The 17,644-nt window shown below is 64.0% G+C and carries 15 protein-coding genes and 4 pseudogenes; 4 read left to right on the forward strand and 15 right to left on the reverse strand.

All coding sequences use genetic code 11. The features are described from left to right. Nucleotides 1–2: 2 nt before the first annotated feature. From ABD050_RS24315 to ABD050_RS24325, 3 genes are all read right to left on the reverse strand, one after another. Nucleotides 3–2,513 carry a plasma-membrane proton-efflux P-type ATPase gene (locus ABD050_RS24315; protein WP_343892124.1) on the reverse strand — a complete coding sequence of 837 codons (2,511 nt, stop codon included), beginning with the start codon at nucleotides 2,511–2,513 and terminating at the stop codon, nucleotides 3–5. Between the two features lie 200 nt (nucleotides 2,514–2,713). Next, the gene (locus tag ABD050_RS24320) at nucleotides 2,714–2,911 is read right to left on the reverse strand and encodes a hypothetical protein (RefSeq protein ID WP_343892125.1); all 198 of its coding nucleotides are present in this window, start codon (nucleotides 2,909–2,911) and stop codon (nucleotides 2,714–2,716) included. Nucleotides 2,912–2,964: 53 nt separating this feature from the next. Further along, nucleotides 2,965–3,375 carry a DUF4168 domain-containing protein gene (locus ABD050_RS24325; protein WP_343892126.1) on the reverse strand — a complete coding sequence of 137 codons (411 nt, stop codon included), beginning with the start codon at nucleotides 3,373–3,375 and terminating at the stop codon, nucleotides 2,965–2,967. 570 nt (nucleotides 3,376–3,945) lie between these two features. Here ABD050_RS24325 and ABD050_RS24330 point away from each other — a divergent pair. Then, nucleotides 3,946–4,242, forward strand: coding sequence for a hypothetical protein (locus tag ABD050_RS24330; RefSeq protein WP_343892127.1), 297 nt, complete (start codon nucleotides 3,946–3,948; stop codon nucleotides 4,240–4,242). A 227-nt stretch (nucleotides 4,243–4,469) separates the two neighbouring features. On the opposite strand, the gene cydX is transcribed toward ABD050_RS24330, so the two are convergent. From cydX to ABD050_RS24345, 3 genes are read right to left on the reverse strand one after another with little or no spacing between them, the layout of a single operon-like run. After that, nucleotides 4,470–4,598 carry a cytochrome bd-I oxidase subunit CydX gene (gene cydX / locus ABD050_RS24335; RefSeq protein WP_343892128.1) on the reverse strand — a complete coding sequence of 43 codons (129 nt, stop codon included), beginning with the start codon at nucleotides 4,596–4,598 and terminating at the stop codon, nucleotides 4,470–4,472. Nucleotides 4,599–4,611: 13 nt separating this feature from the next. Next, the gene (gene cydB / locus ABD050_RS24340) at nucleotides 4,612–5,760 is read right to left on the reverse strand and encodes a cytochrome d ubiquinol oxidase subunit II (protein ID WP_343892129.1); all 1,149 of its coding nucleotides are present in this window, start codon (nucleotides 5,758–5,760) and stop codon (nucleotides 4,612–4,614) included. A 13-nt stretch (nucleotides 5,761–5,773) separates the two neighbouring features. Beyond that, on the reverse strand, nucleotides 5,774–7,351 hold the full coding sequence (locus ABD050_RS24345; RefSeq protein WP_343892130.1) for a cytochrome ubiquinol oxidase subunit I: 1,578 nt from the start codon (nucleotides 7,349–7,351) through the stop codon (nucleotides 5,774–5,776). A gap of 89 nt (nucleotides 7,352–7,440) precedes the next feature. Here ABD050_RS24345 and ABD050_RS24350 point away from each other — a divergent pair, with 89 nt between their 5' ends. Beyond that, entirely contained in the window at nucleotides 7,441–9,045 is a 1,605-nt protein-coding gene (locus ABD050_RS24350; protein WP_343892132.1) for an ABC transporter ATP-binding protein/permease, read from the forward strand. Then, nucleotides 9,045–10,637 (forward strand): ATP-binding cassette domain-containing protein, encoded by a 1,593-nt coding sequence (locus ABD050_RS24355; RefSeq protein ID WP_343892133.1) that lies wholly within the window; start codon nucleotides 9,045–9,047, stop codon nucleotides 10,635–10,637. The genes ABD050_RS24350 and ABD050_RS24355 overlap by 1 nt, the downstream gene beginning before the upstream one ends. A 45-nt stretch (nucleotides 10,638–10,682) precedes the next feature. Here ABD050_RS24355 and ABD050_RS24360 read toward each other — a convergent pair whose 3' ends face one another. The 9 genes and pseudogenes from ABD050_RS24360 to ABD050_RS24395 all read right to left on the reverse strand — a co-directional run. Continuing rightward, on the reverse strand, nucleotides 10,683–10,931 hold the full coding sequence (locus tag ABD050_RS24360; RefSeq protein ID WP_343892134.1) for a hypothetical protein: 249 nt from the start codon (nucleotides 10,929–10,931) through the stop codon (nucleotides 10,683–10,685). A gap of 647 nt (nucleotides 10,932–11,578) precedes the next feature. Continuing rightward, nucleotides 11,579–11,737 (reverse strand): annotated as a pseudogene (locus tag ABD050_RS24365) (nucleotidyltransferase); the annotation flags it as partial. Nucleotides 11,738–11,818: 81 nt separating this feature from the next. Then, nucleotides 11,819–12,742 carry a nucleotidyl transferase AbiEii/AbiGii toxin family protein gene (locus ABD050_RS24370; protein ID WP_343892135.1) on the reverse strand — a complete coding sequence of 308 codons (924 nt, stop codon included), beginning with the start codon at nucleotides 12,740–12,742 and terminating at the stop codon, nucleotides 11,819–11,821. Further along, the gene (locus tag ABD050_RS24375) at nucleotides 12,729–13,580 is read right to left on the reverse strand and encodes a type IV toxin-antitoxin system AbiEi family antitoxin domain-containing protein (protein ID WP_343892136.1); all 852 of its coding nucleotides are present in this window, start codon (nucleotides 13,578–13,580) and stop codon (nucleotides 12,729–12,731) included. The genes ABD050_RS24370 and ABD050_RS24375 overlap by 14 nt, the downstream gene beginning before the upstream one ends. A gap of 985 nt (nucleotides 13,581–14,565) precedes the next feature. Further along, nucleotides 14,566–14,808 (reverse strand): hypothetical protein, encoded by a 243-nt coding sequence (locus ABD050_RS24380; RefSeq protein WP_343892137.1) that lies wholly within the window; start codon nucleotides 14,806–14,808, stop codon nucleotides 14,566–14,568. Beyond that, nucleotides 14,721–14,939: a DUF5615 family PIN-like protein gene (locus tag ABD050_RS29125; protein ID WP_425542510.1), complete on the reverse strand. Its 219-nt coding sequence runs from the start codon at nucleotides 14,937–14,939 to the stop codon at nucleotides 14,721–14,723. The genes ABD050_RS24380 and ABD050_RS29125 overlap by 88 nt, the downstream gene beginning before the upstream one ends. Then, the gene (locus ABD050_RS24385) at nucleotides 14,936–15,523 is read right to left on the reverse strand and encodes a DUF433 domain-containing protein (protein WP_343892138.1); all 588 of its coding nucleotides are present in this window, start codon (nucleotides 15,521–15,523) and stop codon (nucleotides 14,936–14,938) included. Before ABD050_RS24385 ends, ABD050_RS29125 begins: the two co-directional genes overlap by 4 nt. 185 nt (nucleotides 15,524–15,708) lie before the next feature. Beyond that, nucleotides 15,709–16,667: pseudogene (locus ABD050_RS24390) on the reverse strand (IS630 family transposase). A 205-nt stretch (nucleotides 16,668–16,872) separates the two neighbouring features. Next, nucleotides 16,873–17,303: pseudogene (locus tag ABD050_RS24395) on the reverse strand (transposase); the annotation flags it as partial. On the opposite strand from ABD050_RS24395, the pseudogene ABD050_RS24400 reads away from it, so the two are divergent. After that, nucleotides 17,302–17,526: pseudogene (locus tag ABD050_RS24400) on the forward strand (integrase core domain-containing protein); the annotation flags it as partial. The pseudogenes ABD050_RS24395 and ABD050_RS24400 overlap by 2 nt on opposite strands. Nucleotides 17,527–17,644 lie beyond the last annotated feature (118 nt).

Here is a 17,644-nt window from a genome sequence, read left to right on the forward strand (position 1 = left end):
ACCTATTCAGCCGGCATTGCCTTCGGCCCTGTTAGCCGGGCGCCGGCGCCTGGAACGAGCCATCTGAACATCAGAACTTTCACCGTGTCATTGATGATCAGGCACGCGATCAGCGCATAGGCACCGACCGCGATGACCTGCCACCATGGCAGGGACTGGAGGTGCTTGAGCCCGACCAGGGTGAGAGCGGTGCCGACCACGGCGTCTGCGGTCAGCGCCGCCATGAAGGTCTTGCTTGGCAGCGTTGACCAGAACCAGCTGCGCTCCCGCGCCGACACGACGGAGAAGACGGCGAAGTACAGGAGCATCAGAAAGCTGAATGTGTGGAGCGCCTCGTCGTTGGTCGCCAGACCGAACCTGGTCCAGCCGATCCACAACAGGAAGAGCGCCTCAGCCACCATCGCGATCCCGAGAAGCACGGAGACGCCGATAAAGCGATTGATGTGCCATGTCTCCGGGTTCCTGGAGGGGCGCACATTGTCGGTGGAGAGCGATATTTTCGCGAAGTCGGTGAGGAAGACCAGAAGCAGCATGGTGAAGGCCGAGACCACGAACTTGCCCGTCACCACAAACGCGATCGCCACGAAAGCGGCCTTCAGGATCGTCCGGCTGATCTTGTTGATGATCCAGGTCAGGATACGCTGGTAGATCGTCCGGCCCTGCTCGACCAGCGCAACGATGTTGGTCAGTCCGGCATCGGTCAGGACGACGCTCGCGGCGCCCTTGGCGACATCGGTTGCGGTGCTGACGGCGATCCCGACTTCGGCCTGGCGAAGCGCCGGCGCGTCGTTGACGCCGTCGCCGGTCATGCCGGTCACGCGCCCCGCCGCCTGCAAATTCCTTACCAGGATATACTTGTCCTCCGGATAGACCTCGGCAAAGCCATCGGCGCCGGTGAACAGGTCGGCCGTCCCGCACGCGCCCTTCACCTCGGCGACGCGTCGGATGTTGGGCAGCCCGATCCCCCGACCGGTCTCGAGCGCCACCGCGAGGGCGTCGCCAGTCAGCATCTTCACGCGCACGCCGAGCCCATGAAGCGTCGCGATAAGCTGCGCTGCGTCCGGTCGCGGCGGATCGTATAAGGAGACGAGCCCCAGCAGGACCGGGGTGTTTTCCCCGACGCCGCGCGCCACCGCCAGCGTGCGATACCCCCTGGCCGCCGCCGCGCTGACCCTGGCATCCAGCGCCTCGAGCGCTGGCGGCTTGAGTCCGCAGGCCTCGGCGACGGCGCGCACCGCGCCTTTCATGACGCGAAGCCGCCGTCCATTCTGCTCGACCAGGGCTTCGGTCCGCCGGGTCTTCGCATCGAACGGCGCGAAGGAAACGGGCGTGATCGCGGGCAGATCGTCGAAGACGCGATTCGCTGTGGCGGCAGCGAGAAAGGCAAGGTCGATCGGATCCTGGTTCGACTCCCGAGACGCGAGCGCGCCGGCGGACAGCACATCGGCTTTTGTCGCATGTTCCAGCGGCGTCACCTCAGTGACGGTCAGCTGGTTCATCGTGATCGTGCCCGTCTTGTCGACGCAGAGAACGTCCATCGTCGCGGCATCCTCCGCCGCGCTGAGACGGGTGACGAGCACGCCGCGCCTGGCCAGTTCCTTCGATCCCAGAGCCATGCTGACCGTAAACATGACGGGGAGAGCAACGGGCACAGCGCTCATCAGGAGGACAAGCAGGAGCGGGATCATCTCGAGCAGCGGCGCGCCGCGGATCAGCGACAGGATGAGCACCGCGCTCAGCAACAGCCCGACGATGATGAAGAGCCAGCGGACGATCCCGGCTATGACGGTTTCGATGTGCAGCTTTGGCTGCGCTTCCCGTACCAATATCGTGGTGCGGCCAAACAAGGTTTGCGCGCCGGTCAGCACTACAACGCCATTGCCTTCACCGCGCCGGACGATTGACCCCGACGGCAGCACGTCGCCGGTCTCCATGTCCGTCTCGGTCGCTTCGCCCGTCAGCGCCGACTGATCCAGGCTCATGGCGCCCTCAAGGAGCTTCACGTCCGCCGGTATGATGTCGCCGGTGCGTACGCGCACCACGTCCCCCGGAACCAGTTCTCGCGCGGGGATAGTCTGCCAGTTCGAATCGCGGCGTACGCGCGCGCTGACCTGCAATCGCTTCCGCAATGCCTTGACCACGCCTGCTGCGCGGCGTTCCTGCGTGAAGCCCAAAACTGCGTTGATCACCAGCAGCGCGCCGACCACCGCGAGGTCGGAATAATTTCCGAGAAGCGCTGACAGCGCCATGATTAGTTCGAGCATCCACGCCGAGATTCCCCAGAATTTTCCGAGGAACTTGAGGACCGGATGCCCCTTCTTATCGACCACTTCGTTGAAGCCGTACGTCTCGCGCCGGGCGCTCACCTCCGAAGATGTGAGCCCGGTGCCGGCGTTGACGCGAAGATCGGCGAACGTGCTGGCGACCGGGACGGTGGCGATGTCACCGGGAACCACATCGGTCTGGATCGGAGGCGCTCCGCTGGCGTGGGAGTCATCTGGGGGCGTGCCCATCGGTACTTCCTTTCCAGCACGAGATGTACGTCCGACGTGTCATTGCTGGTCTACCGATATCATCCGATCAGTTACTGTCATGGAGAAGGGGGAGCCATCCATTTACATCGGGTCTAAGCTGCCGCGATCACCATAATCGACGATATGCCGCACTTTCGGCGATCGCGGCTTGCCGTCGTACAGGCGATCGCCCCTCGGCGTCATGCAATCGTGCTCCCGGTCGCATCCGGCACCACGAGCGAGACGATCGGTCTTCTGGCCCAGCGCAGCACGTCGAGCGACACCGTCTCGTCCGCGGTGTCCAGGGCTCGCGCGACTTCCGACGCGCTCGAGATCGGCGACTCGGAAGCAGCGAGTATCAGGTCTCCCGTCTTCAGGCCGGTGGGGGGGGGGCGCATTGCCGATGCGGCGGCACGGCGCGACAGGGGCGGCGCACGTTGAGGCGCGCGCGTTAGAGCTGCGTGGTACCCATGACCTTCTCCATCATTTCCTGCCGTACTTCGCGGCGAAGGTCCGGCTGGCTCTCGACGGCTTTACTGACGGCATTGAAGGTCTTGGAGTCAAATCCGTGCCGACGAACGATTGACATCATCTGGGCATTGCTCTGGCGAACGAGCGTCTGCCGGTCGGCCGGAGCGAGCTTGGCAAGCTGGGCCGCAACGGCCTGCTGAAGGCCTTCGACCTCGACCAGTGCTGCTGCATAGTCGTGAAGCTGTTCCCTGGTGACGGACTTCCCCGGACCGGCAGGGGCAGTGACCGGTGAGGTTTCGAGGTAAGCGGCGCCCGCCATCGAGGGTATGGCTACCAGCAGGGCGACGATGCCCGGAATCCTCATCAGATGCTCCTCGTGGCTATCCGCCATTCGACGCGAGATGCGGGTAGAGTCAATCCCCGCCGGGCCGTTCGGCGCCCCGATGGGTCGGCTTGTCGACAATGTGTCGGCCTATGCGTGAGGTCGTACCGCCTCAGCCCGAATCGCCGCCGCGACAGCCTGGCTGTCCGCTCGGCCGGGGATTGCGCAGGAGCGTCTCGCTTCCAGTCGGGCGCTGGATCAGAGCCATTGGCTGGAATCGCCCTTGCGAACTTATTGAGGACGTCACTGTTCGAGCGAGCGTCAATCAGAGTAGATTCGACGGTCGAACGCAACGTGCTGGCTCGTTCGCCGAGGAAGCGCGCAATGCGGCAGGCACCAGTCTGGGTCGCGGGACCGTGAAAGCGTCCGTCTGTTTCCGCGCGGGTTTTCGCCGACCACCAATTGCCGCGAGTCGGGATTGTCCCGGCCTTATGCCACGCGACGCTAATGCCTCTTCAAATGATTGGGGTCGCCGTTTTGCTGCCCTATTATGCATCCGCGACGCAGCAGGAGCGATTTTTGCCGCGCCGATTCCGGGATAGCCACCTTGCTGTCTCGCGTGATTGGGAAGGGACAGCCATGGATACACGAGAAGGCAAGCAGGCCCACGATCTGATCGAGTTTGTCGGGCTCCGCGCTCACGCGACGGCGGCGGGTCTGGTGCAATTGTCGATCGAACTCGTTCGGGCCGGCGTTTTGACGGAAGATGCCGTCGCCCGCATCAAGGATGCGATCCGCATCGATCTCGGGCTGAGGCGCCCCTCATCGCTGCCCAAGGAGGAGTTTGAACGTACGACCCGCCTCCGGTTGGATCGCTTGTTCGCCGGCGACGAAATGGTTTCCGCAGTCAGGCCCGCATTGGCCGAATCCTCCTGAGGCGGATCCATCGCTGGTCGGCCCCGGTGAGCGATGCCTTCATCGGCTACCTTGAACCAATGCGCCGCGTCTCCTCGTCGTTGAGGACGAGCCGCTGATCCGGGATCGTCGAGATCGGCTTTGAGGAAGCCGGCTATTCGAGTCGCTTCCCTTTTCTCGTTGCGCTCCCGGCCGGCTTCGGGGTCGACTCGTCGTCTCATGTGGGGCTCAACCGCGACCGCGCGCTTTCACCCTGAACGCGAGCCCGGTGCTGCCTCTTCCTCCTCGGGCGCCGAATGTATCTCGTGCCACAGGCCGTTGAGGATCGCGAAGGCAACGGCGAGGCCGAGGCCGAGGATCCAGGCAAAATACCACATGGCGCGACGCTCCTCAGTAAAGGTCGGGATTGGTGCGGACAGCCTCGGCCGTCACCCGGCCGAACATCACGCGATAGGCCCAGGCGGTGTAGAGCAGGACGATCGGCAGGAAGACGACCGTCACCAGCAGCATGATCCACAGGGTCATATGGCTAGACGATGCGTTCCAGACCGTCAGGCTCGACCGGGCATCGATCGAACTCGGCAGGATATAGGGGAACATCGAGCCGCCGACGCTTGCGATGATGCCGATCGTGGCGAGGCTCGATCCGGCGAACGCGATGGCGGGCCAACGGCGCAGATGCCCGAGCCAGGCGAGCGCAGCACCGATGAACCCGGCGGTGGGTGCGGCAATCATCCATGGATAGGCGCCGTAATTGTCGAGCCATGCCCCGGCGGCATGGATGCTGTTGCCGTCAAGCGGGTTGGATGGCCCGGCTGGGTCGATGCCGGCGCTCAGCCGGTAGCCGAGATCGGTATAGGCGATCATCGCGAACCCGATGGCATAAAGCAGGATCGCCGCGACCGCCGCGATCTTGCCGAACCGGCGAGCCCGGTCCGCCACCGCGCCGGCTTCCACTTTCATCGACAGCCAGGCAGTCCCATGCTGGACGATCATCGCGACCGAGAGCAAGCCGGCGACGAGCGTGAAGGGTGTGAACAGGCCAAGTAGACCGCCAGCATAGTGAAGGCGCAGATCGTCGTCGAAACGAAAGGGCGCCCCGCTCAACACGTTGCCGACAGCGACGCCGAATACGAGCGACGGGACGAAGCCGCCGACGAACAATGCCCAGTCCCAGCGCGAGCGCCATGCCGCGTCCTCGTGCTTCGAGCGATATTTGAAGCCGACCGGGCGCAGGATCAATGCTGCCAACACCAGGAACATCGCGAGATAGAAGCCCGAAAAGCTGACCGCATAGACGAACGGCCAGGCCGCGAAGATCGCTCCGCCGCCGAGGATGAACCAGACCTGGTTGCCCTCCCAGGTCGGGCCGACCGTGTTGATGACCATGCGGCGTTCGGCATCGGTTCGGGCGACGAAGGGCAGCAGCGTCGCGACACCGAGATCGAAACCGTCGGTCAGCGCGAACCCGATCAGCAGCACGCCCATCAGCGCCCACCAGATCACCCGGAGCATGTCATAATCGAGGGGAATGGCCATCTGCGTGAACTCCTTATTCCGCCGCGAGCGGGGCATAGCCGCCAGGATAGCTTGGGCCCGCCTCGTCCATCGGCTCCGTGACCGGATCAGGTCCCTTGCCGATCGCCTGAAGCATCAGTCTGACCTCGATCACCGCGAGCGTGCCGTACAACAGGGTGAAGCCGGCGATCGTCGTCCAGAGTTGCGCTATGCTCAGATCCGAGGTGCCGAGAAAGGTCGGCAGCACGCCGTCGATGGCCCAGGGCTGCCGGCCGATCTCGGCGAGCACCCAGCCGAACTCCGCGGCCAGCCAGGGCAGCGGGATGATCCAGAGCGCAATGCGCTGGAACCAGCGGCGATCGAACTGCCGCTTGGTGGCGAACCAGAAGGCAAGGCCGAAAAAGGCGATGAACCCGAAGCCGAGTCCCGCCATGACGCGGAACACCCAGAACATCGCCGGGACATTGGGAACGGTCGACCAGGCGGCCTTGTCGATCGTTGCCGCATCGGCCCGGCGCGGGTCGGCGACGAAGCGCTTCAGGAGCAGCGCATAGCCGAGATCGCCCTTGGCTTCCTCGAACTGAGCGCGGGCGGCGAGGTCGTTGCGGTTCTTCTTCAGCCGCTCGACGGCGTCATAGGCGAGGATGCCGTGACCGATGCGGGCGCGGGCCTGGTCGACGAGTTCGGTTATGCCGGTCACTTCGCCGGTCAGGCTGCGCGTCGAGATGAGCCCCAGGACATAGGGAATCTTGATCTCATAGGCGGTCTCGTGCCGGCTGTTGCTCGGCAGGCCGAACACGTCGATGCCGGCGGGTGCCGGCTCGGTGTGCCACATCGCCTCGATCGCGGCGAGCTTCATGCGCTGGTTGTCGGTCAGCGCATAGCCGCTCTCGTCGCCGAGCACGACGACCGACAATGAGGAGGCAAGGCCGAAGGCGGCGGCGACGGTGAAGGAGCGCCGTGCGAGCGGAAGCCATTTGCCCTTGAGCATGAAATAGCAGGACACGCCGAGCACGAAGACCGACGCAGTCACATAGCCCGCGCTGACGGTGTGGACGAACTTGGCCTGCGCCACCGGATTGAAGATCACCGCGGCAAAGTCAGTGACCTCCATGCGCATCGTCGCCGGATTGAATGCCGATCCGGTCGGGTGCTGCATCCAGCCATTGGCGACGAGGATCCACAGCGCCGACAGGTTCGAGCCGAGCGCGACCATGAAGGTGGTGAACAGATGGGCCTGCTTCGAAAGCTTGTCCCAGCCGAAGAACATCACGCCGACGAACGTGGCCTCAAGGAAAAACGCCATGAGGCCCTCGATCGCAAGCGGCGCGCCGAAAATGTCGCCGACATAATGCGAATAATAGGCCCAGTTGGTGCCGAACTCGAACTCCATGGTCAGGCCTGTCGCGACGCCGAGCACGAAGTTGATCGCGAAGAGCTTGGCCCAGAAGCGGGTGACCTGCCGCCAGACCGGGCGGTCGGTCATCACATAGAGGCTTTCCATGATGACGAGCATGAAGGAGAGGCCAAGCGTCAGCGGCACGAACAGGAAATGGTAGAGCGCGGTCAGCGCGAACTGGAGCCGGGAAAGCTCGACTACGGCCATGTCCATCGCTGGCGTCCTTCTTTAGACTCGGTCCGGCAGCGCCGGGGCATAGGTTTCAATTAATGTATAAACGAAAGTGTGTAAATGGACTGCGCATGGATCACATTCTCCCCAAGCCAGGCATTGGTCCCGGGCCTCTCTCATGGTGGATCCTCGACGCTTTCCTGGCGGCGCTGTTTGCCTTCGCGCTCGCGGCTACACTCCATTTCCTGCTTGCCGGCACTTCGTATTTATCCCTAGTCTGGGCGGGATTGATGGCCGCGACGGCAGGCGTCCGAGCCCTGGTCCAGGCGCAGGTCGAGGACAGCGGGATCGCCGCTGCCGGCCGGGCCAAGGCCGTCGTGCGCGGGCGCCTCTTCCCGGTGCTGCTTCGCGCGCGCCGCGCTCCGGGCCGACAGCTCGGAGAAGACGTCGCGGCAGCGGTAGATCAGGTCGGGGCGCTGACCGCCTATTTCGGGCGCTTCGAGCCGCTGCGGCGCGCCGCGATGATCTCGCCCCTGCTCATCGCGGCCATGGTCGTGTTCGCCAGTCCAGTCTCCGCGGCCATCCTGGTCGCCACGCTGCTGCCCTTCGGCCTCGGCATGGCGCTCGCGGGCGGCGCCGCCCGCCGCGCCGCGGACGCCCAGGTCTCGGCGCTGGGCCGGCTATCGGGTCTGTTCGTCGATCGCGTGCGCTCCCTGCCGATCATTCTCGCCTTTGCGGCCGAGGACCGTGTCGCGCGCCAGGTCGATACTGCCGTCCAGGAGGTCGCGGATCGCACCTATGGCGTTCTGCGGATCGCTTTCCTGTCGTCGGGCACACTCGAATTCTTCTCGGCGCTCTCGGTCGCGCTCGTGGCGGTCTATTGCGGCTTCCAGCTTCTCGGGCTGCTGCCGTTCGCTGTCCCCGAACATCTCGACCTGCCCCGCGCCTTCTTCGCGCTTGCGCTTGCGCCGGAATTCTATCTTCCGCTGCGCCGGCTTGCCGCTGCCTATCATGACAAGCAGCTCGGCGAGGCGGCCCTGGCCGCGATCGAGTCGCGTTGCGCCGGCCTGCCGGCCGAGCCCGTCATCGCCATCGTCGATCCACGGGACGCGCACGGCCTCGCGATCGAGCAGGCGGTCATCGGCTATGAGGACGGTACGACCATCGGCCCGTTCAGCCTGACGGTCGATCGCGGCGAGATGGTCGCGCTGACCGGCCCGACAGGAAGCGGCAAGTCATCGCTGCTCGGCATGATAGTCGGGCTTGCGCCGCTTGTGAGCGGCCGGCTGTTCCTCGGTAGCGCGAACATACAACCGGGCGCATTCAATCAGGTGATCGCCTGGGCCGGCCAGCAGGTCATGCTGCTGCCGGGCACGATCGCCGACAACATCGCGCTGGCGTGGCCGGATGCGCCCCGGGACAGGATCAGCGCCGCCGCCCTGCGCGCTGGCCTCGGGCCGCTGATCGCCTCCCGCACCGAGGGGCTGGACACCCTTGTCGATCCGCGCGGCTCGGGCCTTTCCGGTGGGGAAAGGCGCAGGATCGGGATCGCCCGGGCATTGCTGGCGGACCGCCCCGTGTTCGTGCTTGACGAGCCTACCGCCGATCTGGAGCGCGACACCGCGGACGCGCTGATCGCCATGCTGAAGGCGGTCGCCGTCGAGCGGGCCGTGATCGTCGCGACCCATGACACGGTGCTGATCGCGGCCGCCGACCGCGAGGTCGCGATCCGATGATGCCCGCCGATCTGACCGAATCGCTCGCTGCCTGCGGCACGCCTTGGCGAGGCACGCGACGCCTGGCCGTCGCCTCAGGTGTCGCGGTCGCGGTGACGACGATCGGCCTCCTTGCCTTGTCGGGATGGTTCATCACCGCCGCGGCGATCGCCGGCGGCGCGGGGCCGATCGCAGCGCGTGCCTTCGACTATCTCATCCCGAGCGCGATGATCCGGCTGTTTGCCATTGTGCGGACGACCGGGCGCTATTTCGAGCGGCTCCTGAGCCACCGCGCGTCGCTTTCGACGCTCGCCGCATTCCGCAGCCTGTTGTTCCGCAAGGCGGCCATGGCCGAGGCTCAGGGCAGGCTGACGCTGTCCGGCGGCGACGCCGCGACGCTGCTCGTCCAGGATATCGACCAGCTGGAGGATCACCTGGTCCGGACGCCGGCGCTCGCGGGCGCTGTGGCGGGCGCGGGTCTGGCCGTCGCGCTCGCCGCCCTGGCGGGACCATGGCCGCCCCTGCTGGTAGCGACGGCGCTCGCGGTCGCGGCCATCGCCACCCGGTCCCTGGCACGGCACTGGTTGCCGCTGCGTGCCCGGGACGTCGCGACAGCGGTGCATGCGCTCAAGGTGGCGGTCACTGAATATACCGCCTCGGCGGCGGAGATCGCCGTCTATGGTCAGGCTGGACGCGTGTCCGGTCTGCTCGAGTCGCTTGCCCGCCAGCACGACGAAGCGCTGCGGCGCCAGGCGCGTACCGAGGCGCTGATCGGCGCCATCCTTCCCGCCGCTGCGGGCATCGGCGCCGCGCTTGCGATCGCTAGCGCTAACAACGACCCTGCGCTCGCTGCCATGGCGGCGCTCGCGGCGGCCGCTTCGGGCGAGACTTTGCTCGGCTTTGCGCGCGCGCAGATCCGGGCGCCGTCGGTCGATGCCGCCGCCCGGCGCCTCGCCGACCTGGCCGCTGTCGACCTGGCCGACCGGCCGCTGGTACGATTAGCGGAGGCCGACATCAGCTTCGCCCTTGGCGGCGTGATCGAGCGCCTCTCGCGGGGCGAGCGGGTCGCGATCCTCGGTATTTCAGGGGCGGGCAAGACACGCCTGTTGCAGACATTGGCCGGCCTGCGCGCCGATGCGCCGCAACGGCCGATGATAGGCGGCGTGCCGGCAGCCGATCTCGGGCTGTTCCGGCTCCGCCAGATCTTCTCGCTCGTGCCCCAGGAGGCTACGCTCGTCGCCGGCACGGTCCTCGACAATCTGCGGCTCGCCCGGCCGGGCCTGGCGGAGGACGAAATCTGGTCAGCGCTCCACACCGCCTGTCTCGACGACGCGATTCGGGCGCTGCCCGACGGCCTCGCCCAATGGATCGGGGAGAACGGCGCGCGTCTCTCGGGCGGTCAGCGCAAGCGACTCGCGCTTGCGAGGGGCCTGCTGGCGGACCGGCCATGGCTGCTGCTGGACGAGCCGAGCGAAGGGCTTGACGGTGCGACCGAGACCGAGCTGGTCAACCGGCTCGAAGACTGGCTGGACCGGACACGACGGGGCATGATTCTGGTGTCGCACCGGCCGGCGATGCTTGTTCTGGTGCAGCGCGTCTTCACGCTGATGTGATCGGGCCTGAGATCAGCCGCTGCGCCGGACAAGCCGCGCCGCCAGCTATGCGACCGGCTCGGCATCGCCTTCCCGAAGGACCACGGACGCGGGCGGAGACTTGCGACGCAGGCGTCGCACGAGGCGCTTGATCGGATACCAGAGGATCGCGGCGAAGCCGAGAAAGACGGAGCCGAAGATGCCCATGACAAGGCTGAGCACCCCGAGGCCGAGCCCGGGGCCAAGATAGGCATCGGCGGCGGCCGGCGTCGCAAGCAGCACCAGAGCAGCAAGATGCGCCGGACCCAACCTCATCGGGCGCACGCTGGCGGTTGAAAGTCAGAGTGCAGGCCCATGTCGGTGAAGATTGCCCGGCGATCCTATCGTCTTCCTGCTTCCCTTCGCCCTGTGCGCGGCTTTCCCGCGCTCCGACTACTACGGAAGCTCCGCCCTCGGTGTCGCCCGTCTCCGGCCGTCGCGGCTAGCCCGGTTCCGTGCCGGGCAGACGATCCGAGTTCCCGTGTTCCTGTTTTCAACCTTCGTGCCCGTAGGCGGTGGGCTCTACCCCTGACGATGCGGGGAAGGGTTCATCCCCATCCGGGCACGCTTCGCGTGCCCAGCAGCCGGGAGCTACGACCCCAGCCGCTTCGGATCGCATGGTCTCCGTCGCCATCACGACTTATGGAGGCAGGGCTTCGGTAAATACAGAGGCGTCCAACACCCACTTCGTCATCTCGCCATAGGCCCTGTGGTAGCTCGGCCTGCGGTTGATGGGCCGCATCCGCTTCATTTAAGATCGATCTGCTTATGACACCCAACCAGCGACGCCCGGTCGAGCTTCTCGATCCCCTTCGTCCTGCTACTCTCTGCAGGCGGGCGGCATCGCAGCTGCCGGTCGAAAACAAGCAAGTTCAGGAGGTTATGTCACTTCATAATAACCTCCCGCGCCTTCACGGCGCACCATAGGAGCCGTACAGGATGATCTTGAGGATCCGCCCGGCCTTGCGATGCGGGGCATTCTTGCCGGCAAGCGCATCCTCGAATTCGGCGAACAGGATTTCGACGATGCGGGCCAGTTCGTACTGCTTGGCAAGAGGCAGGTGATCGAGATCGGTACGCATCTTCAGGAGAGTCGCCGTTTTCGGGAATCTTGCCAAGCCCCCGCGTGAAGAACGACAGGCGCGCGATTGTCCACGGACACGCTACGCGCTCGCGAACAGGACACGGGCGAGCGCATTCGCAAGGGCCTCGCGGCTCTCAGCGGTGAGCTTGTCCAGATTCTGCTGCTTCCATTTCACGGCGGGCAAATCCCGCGCGGCGGGAATGTCAAGCAATGTCCAGTCGGGCGCACCGCGTTTGAAGGACAACAGGAAGCGCCGATGCTCATCCGGCATTTCGCCCACCATCGTTGCGATCAGCGCGTCTCGCGCCGTTTCGAGCTCGGCGAGCGTCACCACCTCTTCGGTCATGCCTTCGAACCCCCTGCGAAACTCGTCGGCGAGGGATTTCGGGGTGGGGGCCAGCACCTCGGCGATGGGGCGGTCATGGCTGATGATATAGACGATGAACGCGCGCCGCAGCTCATCGCTCACGCCTTCATTGGCCAGAAGGTCGCGGACGTCGAACAGGTCCCGGGGGTGCTGGCGGTCGAGTGCGGCAACGATTTTGCCCGCATAGAGGTCGGCGAACGAAATCACCTGCATCTCGGCAAAGCCATAAGCCGCTTCCACGGCGGGCGAGACGGTGGCCAGGGCCGGCTCATAGACGCAACCGCGCAGGACCGGTGTCACCTCAATCTTGATCTGACTATTGCCCGAGCGGACGACGAGCTTGGTGACGATCGATTCCGGGCGAAGCAATGTCGGCGTCACTCGCGCACCGGGGATGCCGTGCTCGATACGATCTGCGATACGCTTCATGGCAGCGTCGATCGCGGCCAATGACGCTTTGCGATCCCGCACCGGCAAGTAGGTCAGGTCGATGTCCACCGACAGGCGCGGCATGTCGCGCACGAACAGGTTGATTGCGGTTCCGCCCTTGAGCGCAAAGTCCGGCTCGTCCGCGACGAATGGCAGGGTACGAACCAGGAGCGCCACCTGACTGCGATATCGATCAAGAAACGCCATTCAGATCCCCCGGCACCGTGATGTGATAGTGGGGATCGAGCACACCGTCCTTGACGAGCATGCGCTTGCCGGCGCCGAGATCGACAACCGACTTGTCGATCTGCCCAAGCCAGCGATGCTGATGGCGGTCGGCAAAAAAGAAAAACAGCCGCTTCACTTTCACGCTGCGGCAGGTGCCGAGCAGCTCCTGCAGGCGGCGCGGACTCAGATTGGCCATGCCTTCCATCAGCATATCGACCTGATGAAAGCTTTCGTGATTGGGCAACTCGTCCAGCAGCTCGAGCACAGCGCGTTCCGGACTGGAATAGCGGAGCGGCCAGTTTATCGTTCCCCCCGGGCCTATCATATAGCCGCCAGGGGTAAGCGAGGCCGGTTCTTCGCCGAAATCCTCGCTTGGGGCCCGCACACGTGGCGGGACGCTCGGATGATCGGGAAACAGCTTGCGGCTGTTATGGTAGTGGAAGTGCACCTCGAGTGGGAGTTCGGCGAGCCAGGTCGGGGGCCGTTCCGGGCCATAGAGATGCACTTCATGCACTGTGGCACTGAGATAATGAGCATAGCCCTGGGCCTCCAGCGCTGAACGCCCGCCGATCGTCAGCGGATAATCGAGCGCCGTCTGCAATGACGTGACCACCTGTTCCCATTGGAGCGGGCCGCGCGACCGTCGATAGACCCGGCGCGCGGGCTGATCGAGCCATCCCGCCCTTACATATTGGCTGCGCAGCGAGGAGGAGTAACCCTTGGCCTGGAGCCATGCAGCGTCAACGAGCATTCCCTCGGGTAGCTCGGTCTGCAAGCGGTTTAGCTTTCCATGTATATGCTTAGCCATACTTAGCATTATGGCATATGTCTAAACCTAAGTCGAGTTTACAATTTCGCTTATACGCATAGTCTTGCTAAGCTTTTTGGCCAAGTGTTAAACCGCGAACGTCACCTCCTGCCGCCAAACGGAGAAATGCCCGCTGCCTTCAACACGCGGGTAGCGTCAAAGGACTGGCGTCGATGAGGTCAGCACAGGAGTCTGCGATATCCGCCGGCGACCAGGCGAAGCTCAAGGGAAATCATGCGTCGGAGGCGTGACTGTGGTCTAGCAGAGTGAGATTGGCTGAAAGCAGTCCCACGGAAGGCCGAATCATACCATTGCGCTCCAGCCAAAATGTGGGAACGGCCGTGGTATCAGTTCATGATAATTTTCAAGTAATCACGCAATATCAATGCTGTACAGCGCTTGACTGGTGACCCTCCTTCATGACGTCTCGAACTTTTTCAGAGTTCCCTCCATAAATTCGCGAAAGATAGTTGAGCGGTATCGCGCCGCATTTGCTGATGCAGCGTAGCTTTACTGGACATATGATCAAGATATGGCTTTGGGTGCTTTCGTGGCACCGAACGCGAAGGGTTCATCACTCGGCGGAGCGAGCGTGTAGCACCTTCATGCCCAGGTTCAATTGCACCTGCCTGTCCTGCGATATGTATCTGCTCAACCGACACCGCGCTTGATGGCTTCACCCCGAAACGGATGATTGCCGAGACTCGAAATCGATCTGGGATGAGGATGACGAGTCGCTTTCGGCCGCGCAAGGGGTAGGGCACTAATGTACCGCTTTCGGCAGTCTGATGCCGATTTGCGGGGTTGGTACATCTCTTTTCCAGCCACGCTCCTGAAGTGATACCCTGCGCGAACGCTATATCCTATGGCGGGTATGTCTCCCTTCACGATGCGGTTCGCACGCTAAATATAATTACGTCCACGCAAATGGGGGAGGCTTTGACATGCTCCTTCCGGTTGGTGGCGACTAGCGCACAGGTTTTGCGGTCCAGCTTCACGGAAGGGGATAGAGTCGCATTGCACCGTCCGCATCGACCTCAACTATATGGTTCACGATGATTTCGGAGGGTGATCCGAGCGTTTCGAGATAGGTGATGGCGGCGAGCAGCAGCGCCAGCGACGCGTCGCGGGTGACGTTGGGCGGGATGATCAGGCCAGGATGGATATCTTCCCGAGCCACCAGCTTGCGGAAGTCGGCGGCATTCTCGGTGAGATCATCCGGTCCTCGGCGAGGCAACGGGCGAGCACCTCATCGTCGCGCTCGCCCAACCGCCCATAGTCGCGCGGATGCAGGACATCGTGAGTGCCAGATTGATTGAGGTGTCGGGCGAGCGCGGGCGAGAGGCACTCGTCTATGAAGAGCTTCAAGCAGCTTTCTTCCAGGGCCGCCCGCCCGGACGTCCGACGAGAGGGTGGGTGCGCGCATAGAGCAGCGCTGTGGCGACCGCTTCCCTGCTGAGGCTCGGATAGTCGTCGATGATCGCATCGATGCTCTCGCCGCCATCCAGCCTGCCACGGATGGCATAGACACTGAGACGCGTTCCCTTGATGACCGGCGTGCCGCCAAGGATGTCCGGGTTTTCTTCGATATGGACATCGCGCGCGCGCGCATAGTTTGCTGCCCGCTCCGCAAGGTCACGGTCGACCAGCCGGGGAACGTCCACCGATACCGCGGTTGCGATCTCCAGCGCTTCGCTTGTCATGAGGGCAGGGGAGCGGGAGGCGAGCGCTCGCGCCAGGTTCCTCTTCTCGATCCGCCCGAGGGCCATGGGTAGCTGCTTCACGATTGCGGCATAGGGTACGGCGTGAAGCGGGAGCATTCGCCGCAGCTTGCCCCGCGACATCACGTTGCGGATGCCAGTCAGGACGTTTTCCTCGACGGCTTTGTCGATGGCACGCACGGACACGTCGGCCAGTTCGGCTACCTCGCGGGTCGTGAAAGCGTCTGACATAAATATCTCCCTAACTCGGGGGATGTATCTGTCCGGGGTCAATTTTCAAGGCCGCGCGCGGTTGCATCGTTTACGCGCCACGCTGTGGGCGGGCGCTCTGCACGGGATGAGCCTCTAGATTTCAATACCATAGGCGAAAAATGTTACGGACATGAATCGAAATCGGTGCCTAGAGCATCGAGCGTTTAATCTGGTGCATATCCGGCGTCCTTGAGATAGTTCCAGCATTCGTCGGGGGTGTAGAGGTCGCAGATGTTGCCGACGGCTCGCCACAAGGCGTCGATTTTGCGTGCCTTGATGCGCCTGAGATGTGCCTTGAGTTTCGAGAAGGCCATTTCGATTGGGTTGAGATCGGGGCTGTAAGGGGGAAGGAACAGGAACCAGGCGCCGCGCGCCTTGAGGATGGCCTTGGCCTTCTCGCTCTTGTGGCTGGACAGGTTATCGAGAATGACCACATCGCCTGCGCTGAGCGTCGGTGCGAGTTGCGTCTCGACATAGGTCTCGAAGATCATCCGGTTCATCGCCGCATCGATGATCCATGGCGCCGTCAGCCCGTCATGGCGCAGCGCGGCGATGAAGGTCTGGGTTCCCCAATGACCAAAGGGCGCGCGCGCCTTCAACCGCTTCCCCTTGGGCGCCCGTCCCCGCAGGCGGGTCATCTTCGTCGTCGTCGCGGTTTCGTCGATGAACACCAATCGGTGCGGTTCCTGGCGCATCCGGGGCTGTCGACCGCGCTTCCAGCTCCGACGCCTCTCGGCCACGTCAGCGCGTGCGGCTTCGTCCGCCAGCAGCGTTTTTTTTGACGGTAAAGCCGACCGCCAGCAGAAAACGCGACAGCGAAGCAGGGTGTACTACGACCCCGCAATCCGCCTCGAGACGCGCTGCAAGTTCAGGCATCGTGATGTCCGGCTCGGCGTCCACCCAACCGGTCAACTGCTCCCGATACTCTGCCAGCTTGCCGCCGCCGGGCGGCCGGCCCGTCAGGGGCCGGCGCAAGAGATCCAGTCTCGGCCATCCGCTGCGCAAGCCGCACACCCGTGCTCGCGCTCACCCCAAAACGACGCGCCGAACTCCGCCGCGACTGCCCCGCCGCAACCTCACCGTAAACCCGTTCCCGAAGATCGAGCGAATGCGATTTGCCCATGTCCCACCTCCAGACACGGTGAATCACGTTCCAGCCTCAAAGGGAATCCCTTCGATCCACATTTCACGCTCGACGCTCTAAAGGCCTCGGCTCCCGAGGATAATGAAGCAGGAGCGATAGCGTTGGCGAGACTGAGGAATCCCGGAAATCGATATAAGCGGACCAACACGAAGACTGACCGCAGCTCCGGCGCCAGAAAGGCAGTTCTGTATGCGCGGGTGTCGACACCGGACCAGGAGCGGGAGCCCTCGCGCCGGAGTAGCACATGGATCCGGCGATAGCCGTAGCGCACGCGCGTCTCGGCGATCTCCTGCATCCGCTTCTTCAGGTCGGCCTGATCGGCACGGCAACCACGATAGTGGTAGCTCGATCGTTCGGCCCGAAGCACGCTGCACGCCCGTCGGATACTGACGGACCAGATGCTCCGGACATCATCGACGAGCTGGCGCCGGCGATCAGGCCTTAGAGCTTTCGCGAGACAACATCCTGCAACATCGCCTTGTCCAGCGACAGGTCCGCAACCAACCGCTTCAGCTTCGCGTTCTCATCCTCGAGCTGGCGCAGCCGCCGCATCTCCGACGGCATCAGCCCGGCGTACTTCTTGCGCCACGCATAAAATGTCGCGTCGCTGATCCCGACCGACAACGCGTTCATCGAATCGTTCAACGGCAAGTTCCGGGCGGAGTGTCTGAACCAGCACTGGTTCATGAGCCTCGACGACGCGGTCGAAAAATGCGAGGCTTGGCGTAGAGACTATAACGAAGTGCGGCCACATAGCGCGATCGGCAATAAGCCGCCGATATCGCTGGTGAACCGGTCAGCGGCACATGGCCCGCCCTGGCCGGCAGGAACTGGTTGACGCTTAGCCAGGTGGTCCAAGGTCGGGTAGCAGCTCAATGAGGCCCAAAACTCTAGCCCGTCTTATTCACGAGGTTGGTGTTCGGGTTTGGTCGGCGGTTGGTCATGGCGTGTCGGCT

The sequence above is a fragment of the Sphingomonas oligophenolica genome, from assembly GCF_039522915.1.
GTDB lineage: Bacteria > Pseudomonadota > Alphaproteobacteria > Sphingomonadales > Sphingomonadaceae > Sphingomonas > Sphingomonas oligophenolica.

Bases quoted from the DNA above. Each gene is read 5' to 3' on its own strand.
- ABD050_RS24315 (WP_343892124.1), bottom strand. From the start codon at position 2,513: ATGGGCACGCCCCCAGATGACTCCCACGCCAGCGGAGCGCCTCCGATC.
- ABD050_RS24320 (WP_343892125.1), bottom strand. From the start codon at position 2,911: ATGCGCCCCCCCCCCACCGGCCTGAAGACGGGAGACCTGATACTCGCT.
- ABD050_RS24325 (WP_343892126.1), bottom strand. From the start codon at position 3,375: ATGGCGGATAGCCACGAGGAGCATCTGATGAGGATTCCGGGCATCGTC.
- ABD050_RS24330 (WP_343892127.1), top strand. From the start codon at position 3,946: ATGGATACACGAGAAGGCAAGCAGGCCCACGATCTGATCGAGTTTGTC.
- cydX (WP_343892128.1), bottom strand. From the start codon at position 4,598: ATGTGGTATTTTGCCTGGATCCTCGGCCTCGGCCTCGCCGTTGCCTTC.
- cydB (WP_343892129.1), bottom strand. From the start codon at position 5,760: ATGGCCATTCCCCTCGATTATGACATGCTCCGGGTGATCTGGTGGGCG.
- ABD050_RS24345 (WP_343892130.1), bottom strand. From the start codon at position 7,351: ATGGACATGGCCGTAGTCGAGCTTTCCCGGCTCCAGTTCGCGCTGACC.
- ABD050_RS24350 (WP_343892132.1), top strand. From the start codon at position 7,441: ATGGATCACATTCTCCCCAAGCCAGGCATTGGTCCCGGGCCTCTCTCA.
- ABD050_RS24355 (WP_343892133.1), top strand. From the start codon at position 9,045: ATGCCCGCCGATCTGACCGAATCGCTCGCTGCCTGCGGCACGCCTTGG.
- ABD050_RS24360 (WP_343892134.1), bottom strand. From the start codon at position 10,931: ATGAGGTTGGGTCCGGCGCATCTTGCTGCTCTGGTGCTGCTTGCGACG.
- ABD050_RS24370 (WP_343892135.1), bottom strand. From the start codon at position 12,742: ATGGCGTTTCTTGATCGATATCGCAGTCAGGTGGCGCTCCTGGTTCGT.
- ABD050_RS24375 (WP_343892136.1), bottom strand. From the start codon at position 13,580: ATGCTAAGTATGGCTAAGCATATACATGGAAAGCTAAACCGCTTGCAG.
- ABD050_RS24385 (WP_343892138.1), bottom strand. From the start codon at position 15,523: ATGTCAGACGCTTTCACGACCCGCGAGGTAGCCGAACTGGCCGACGTG.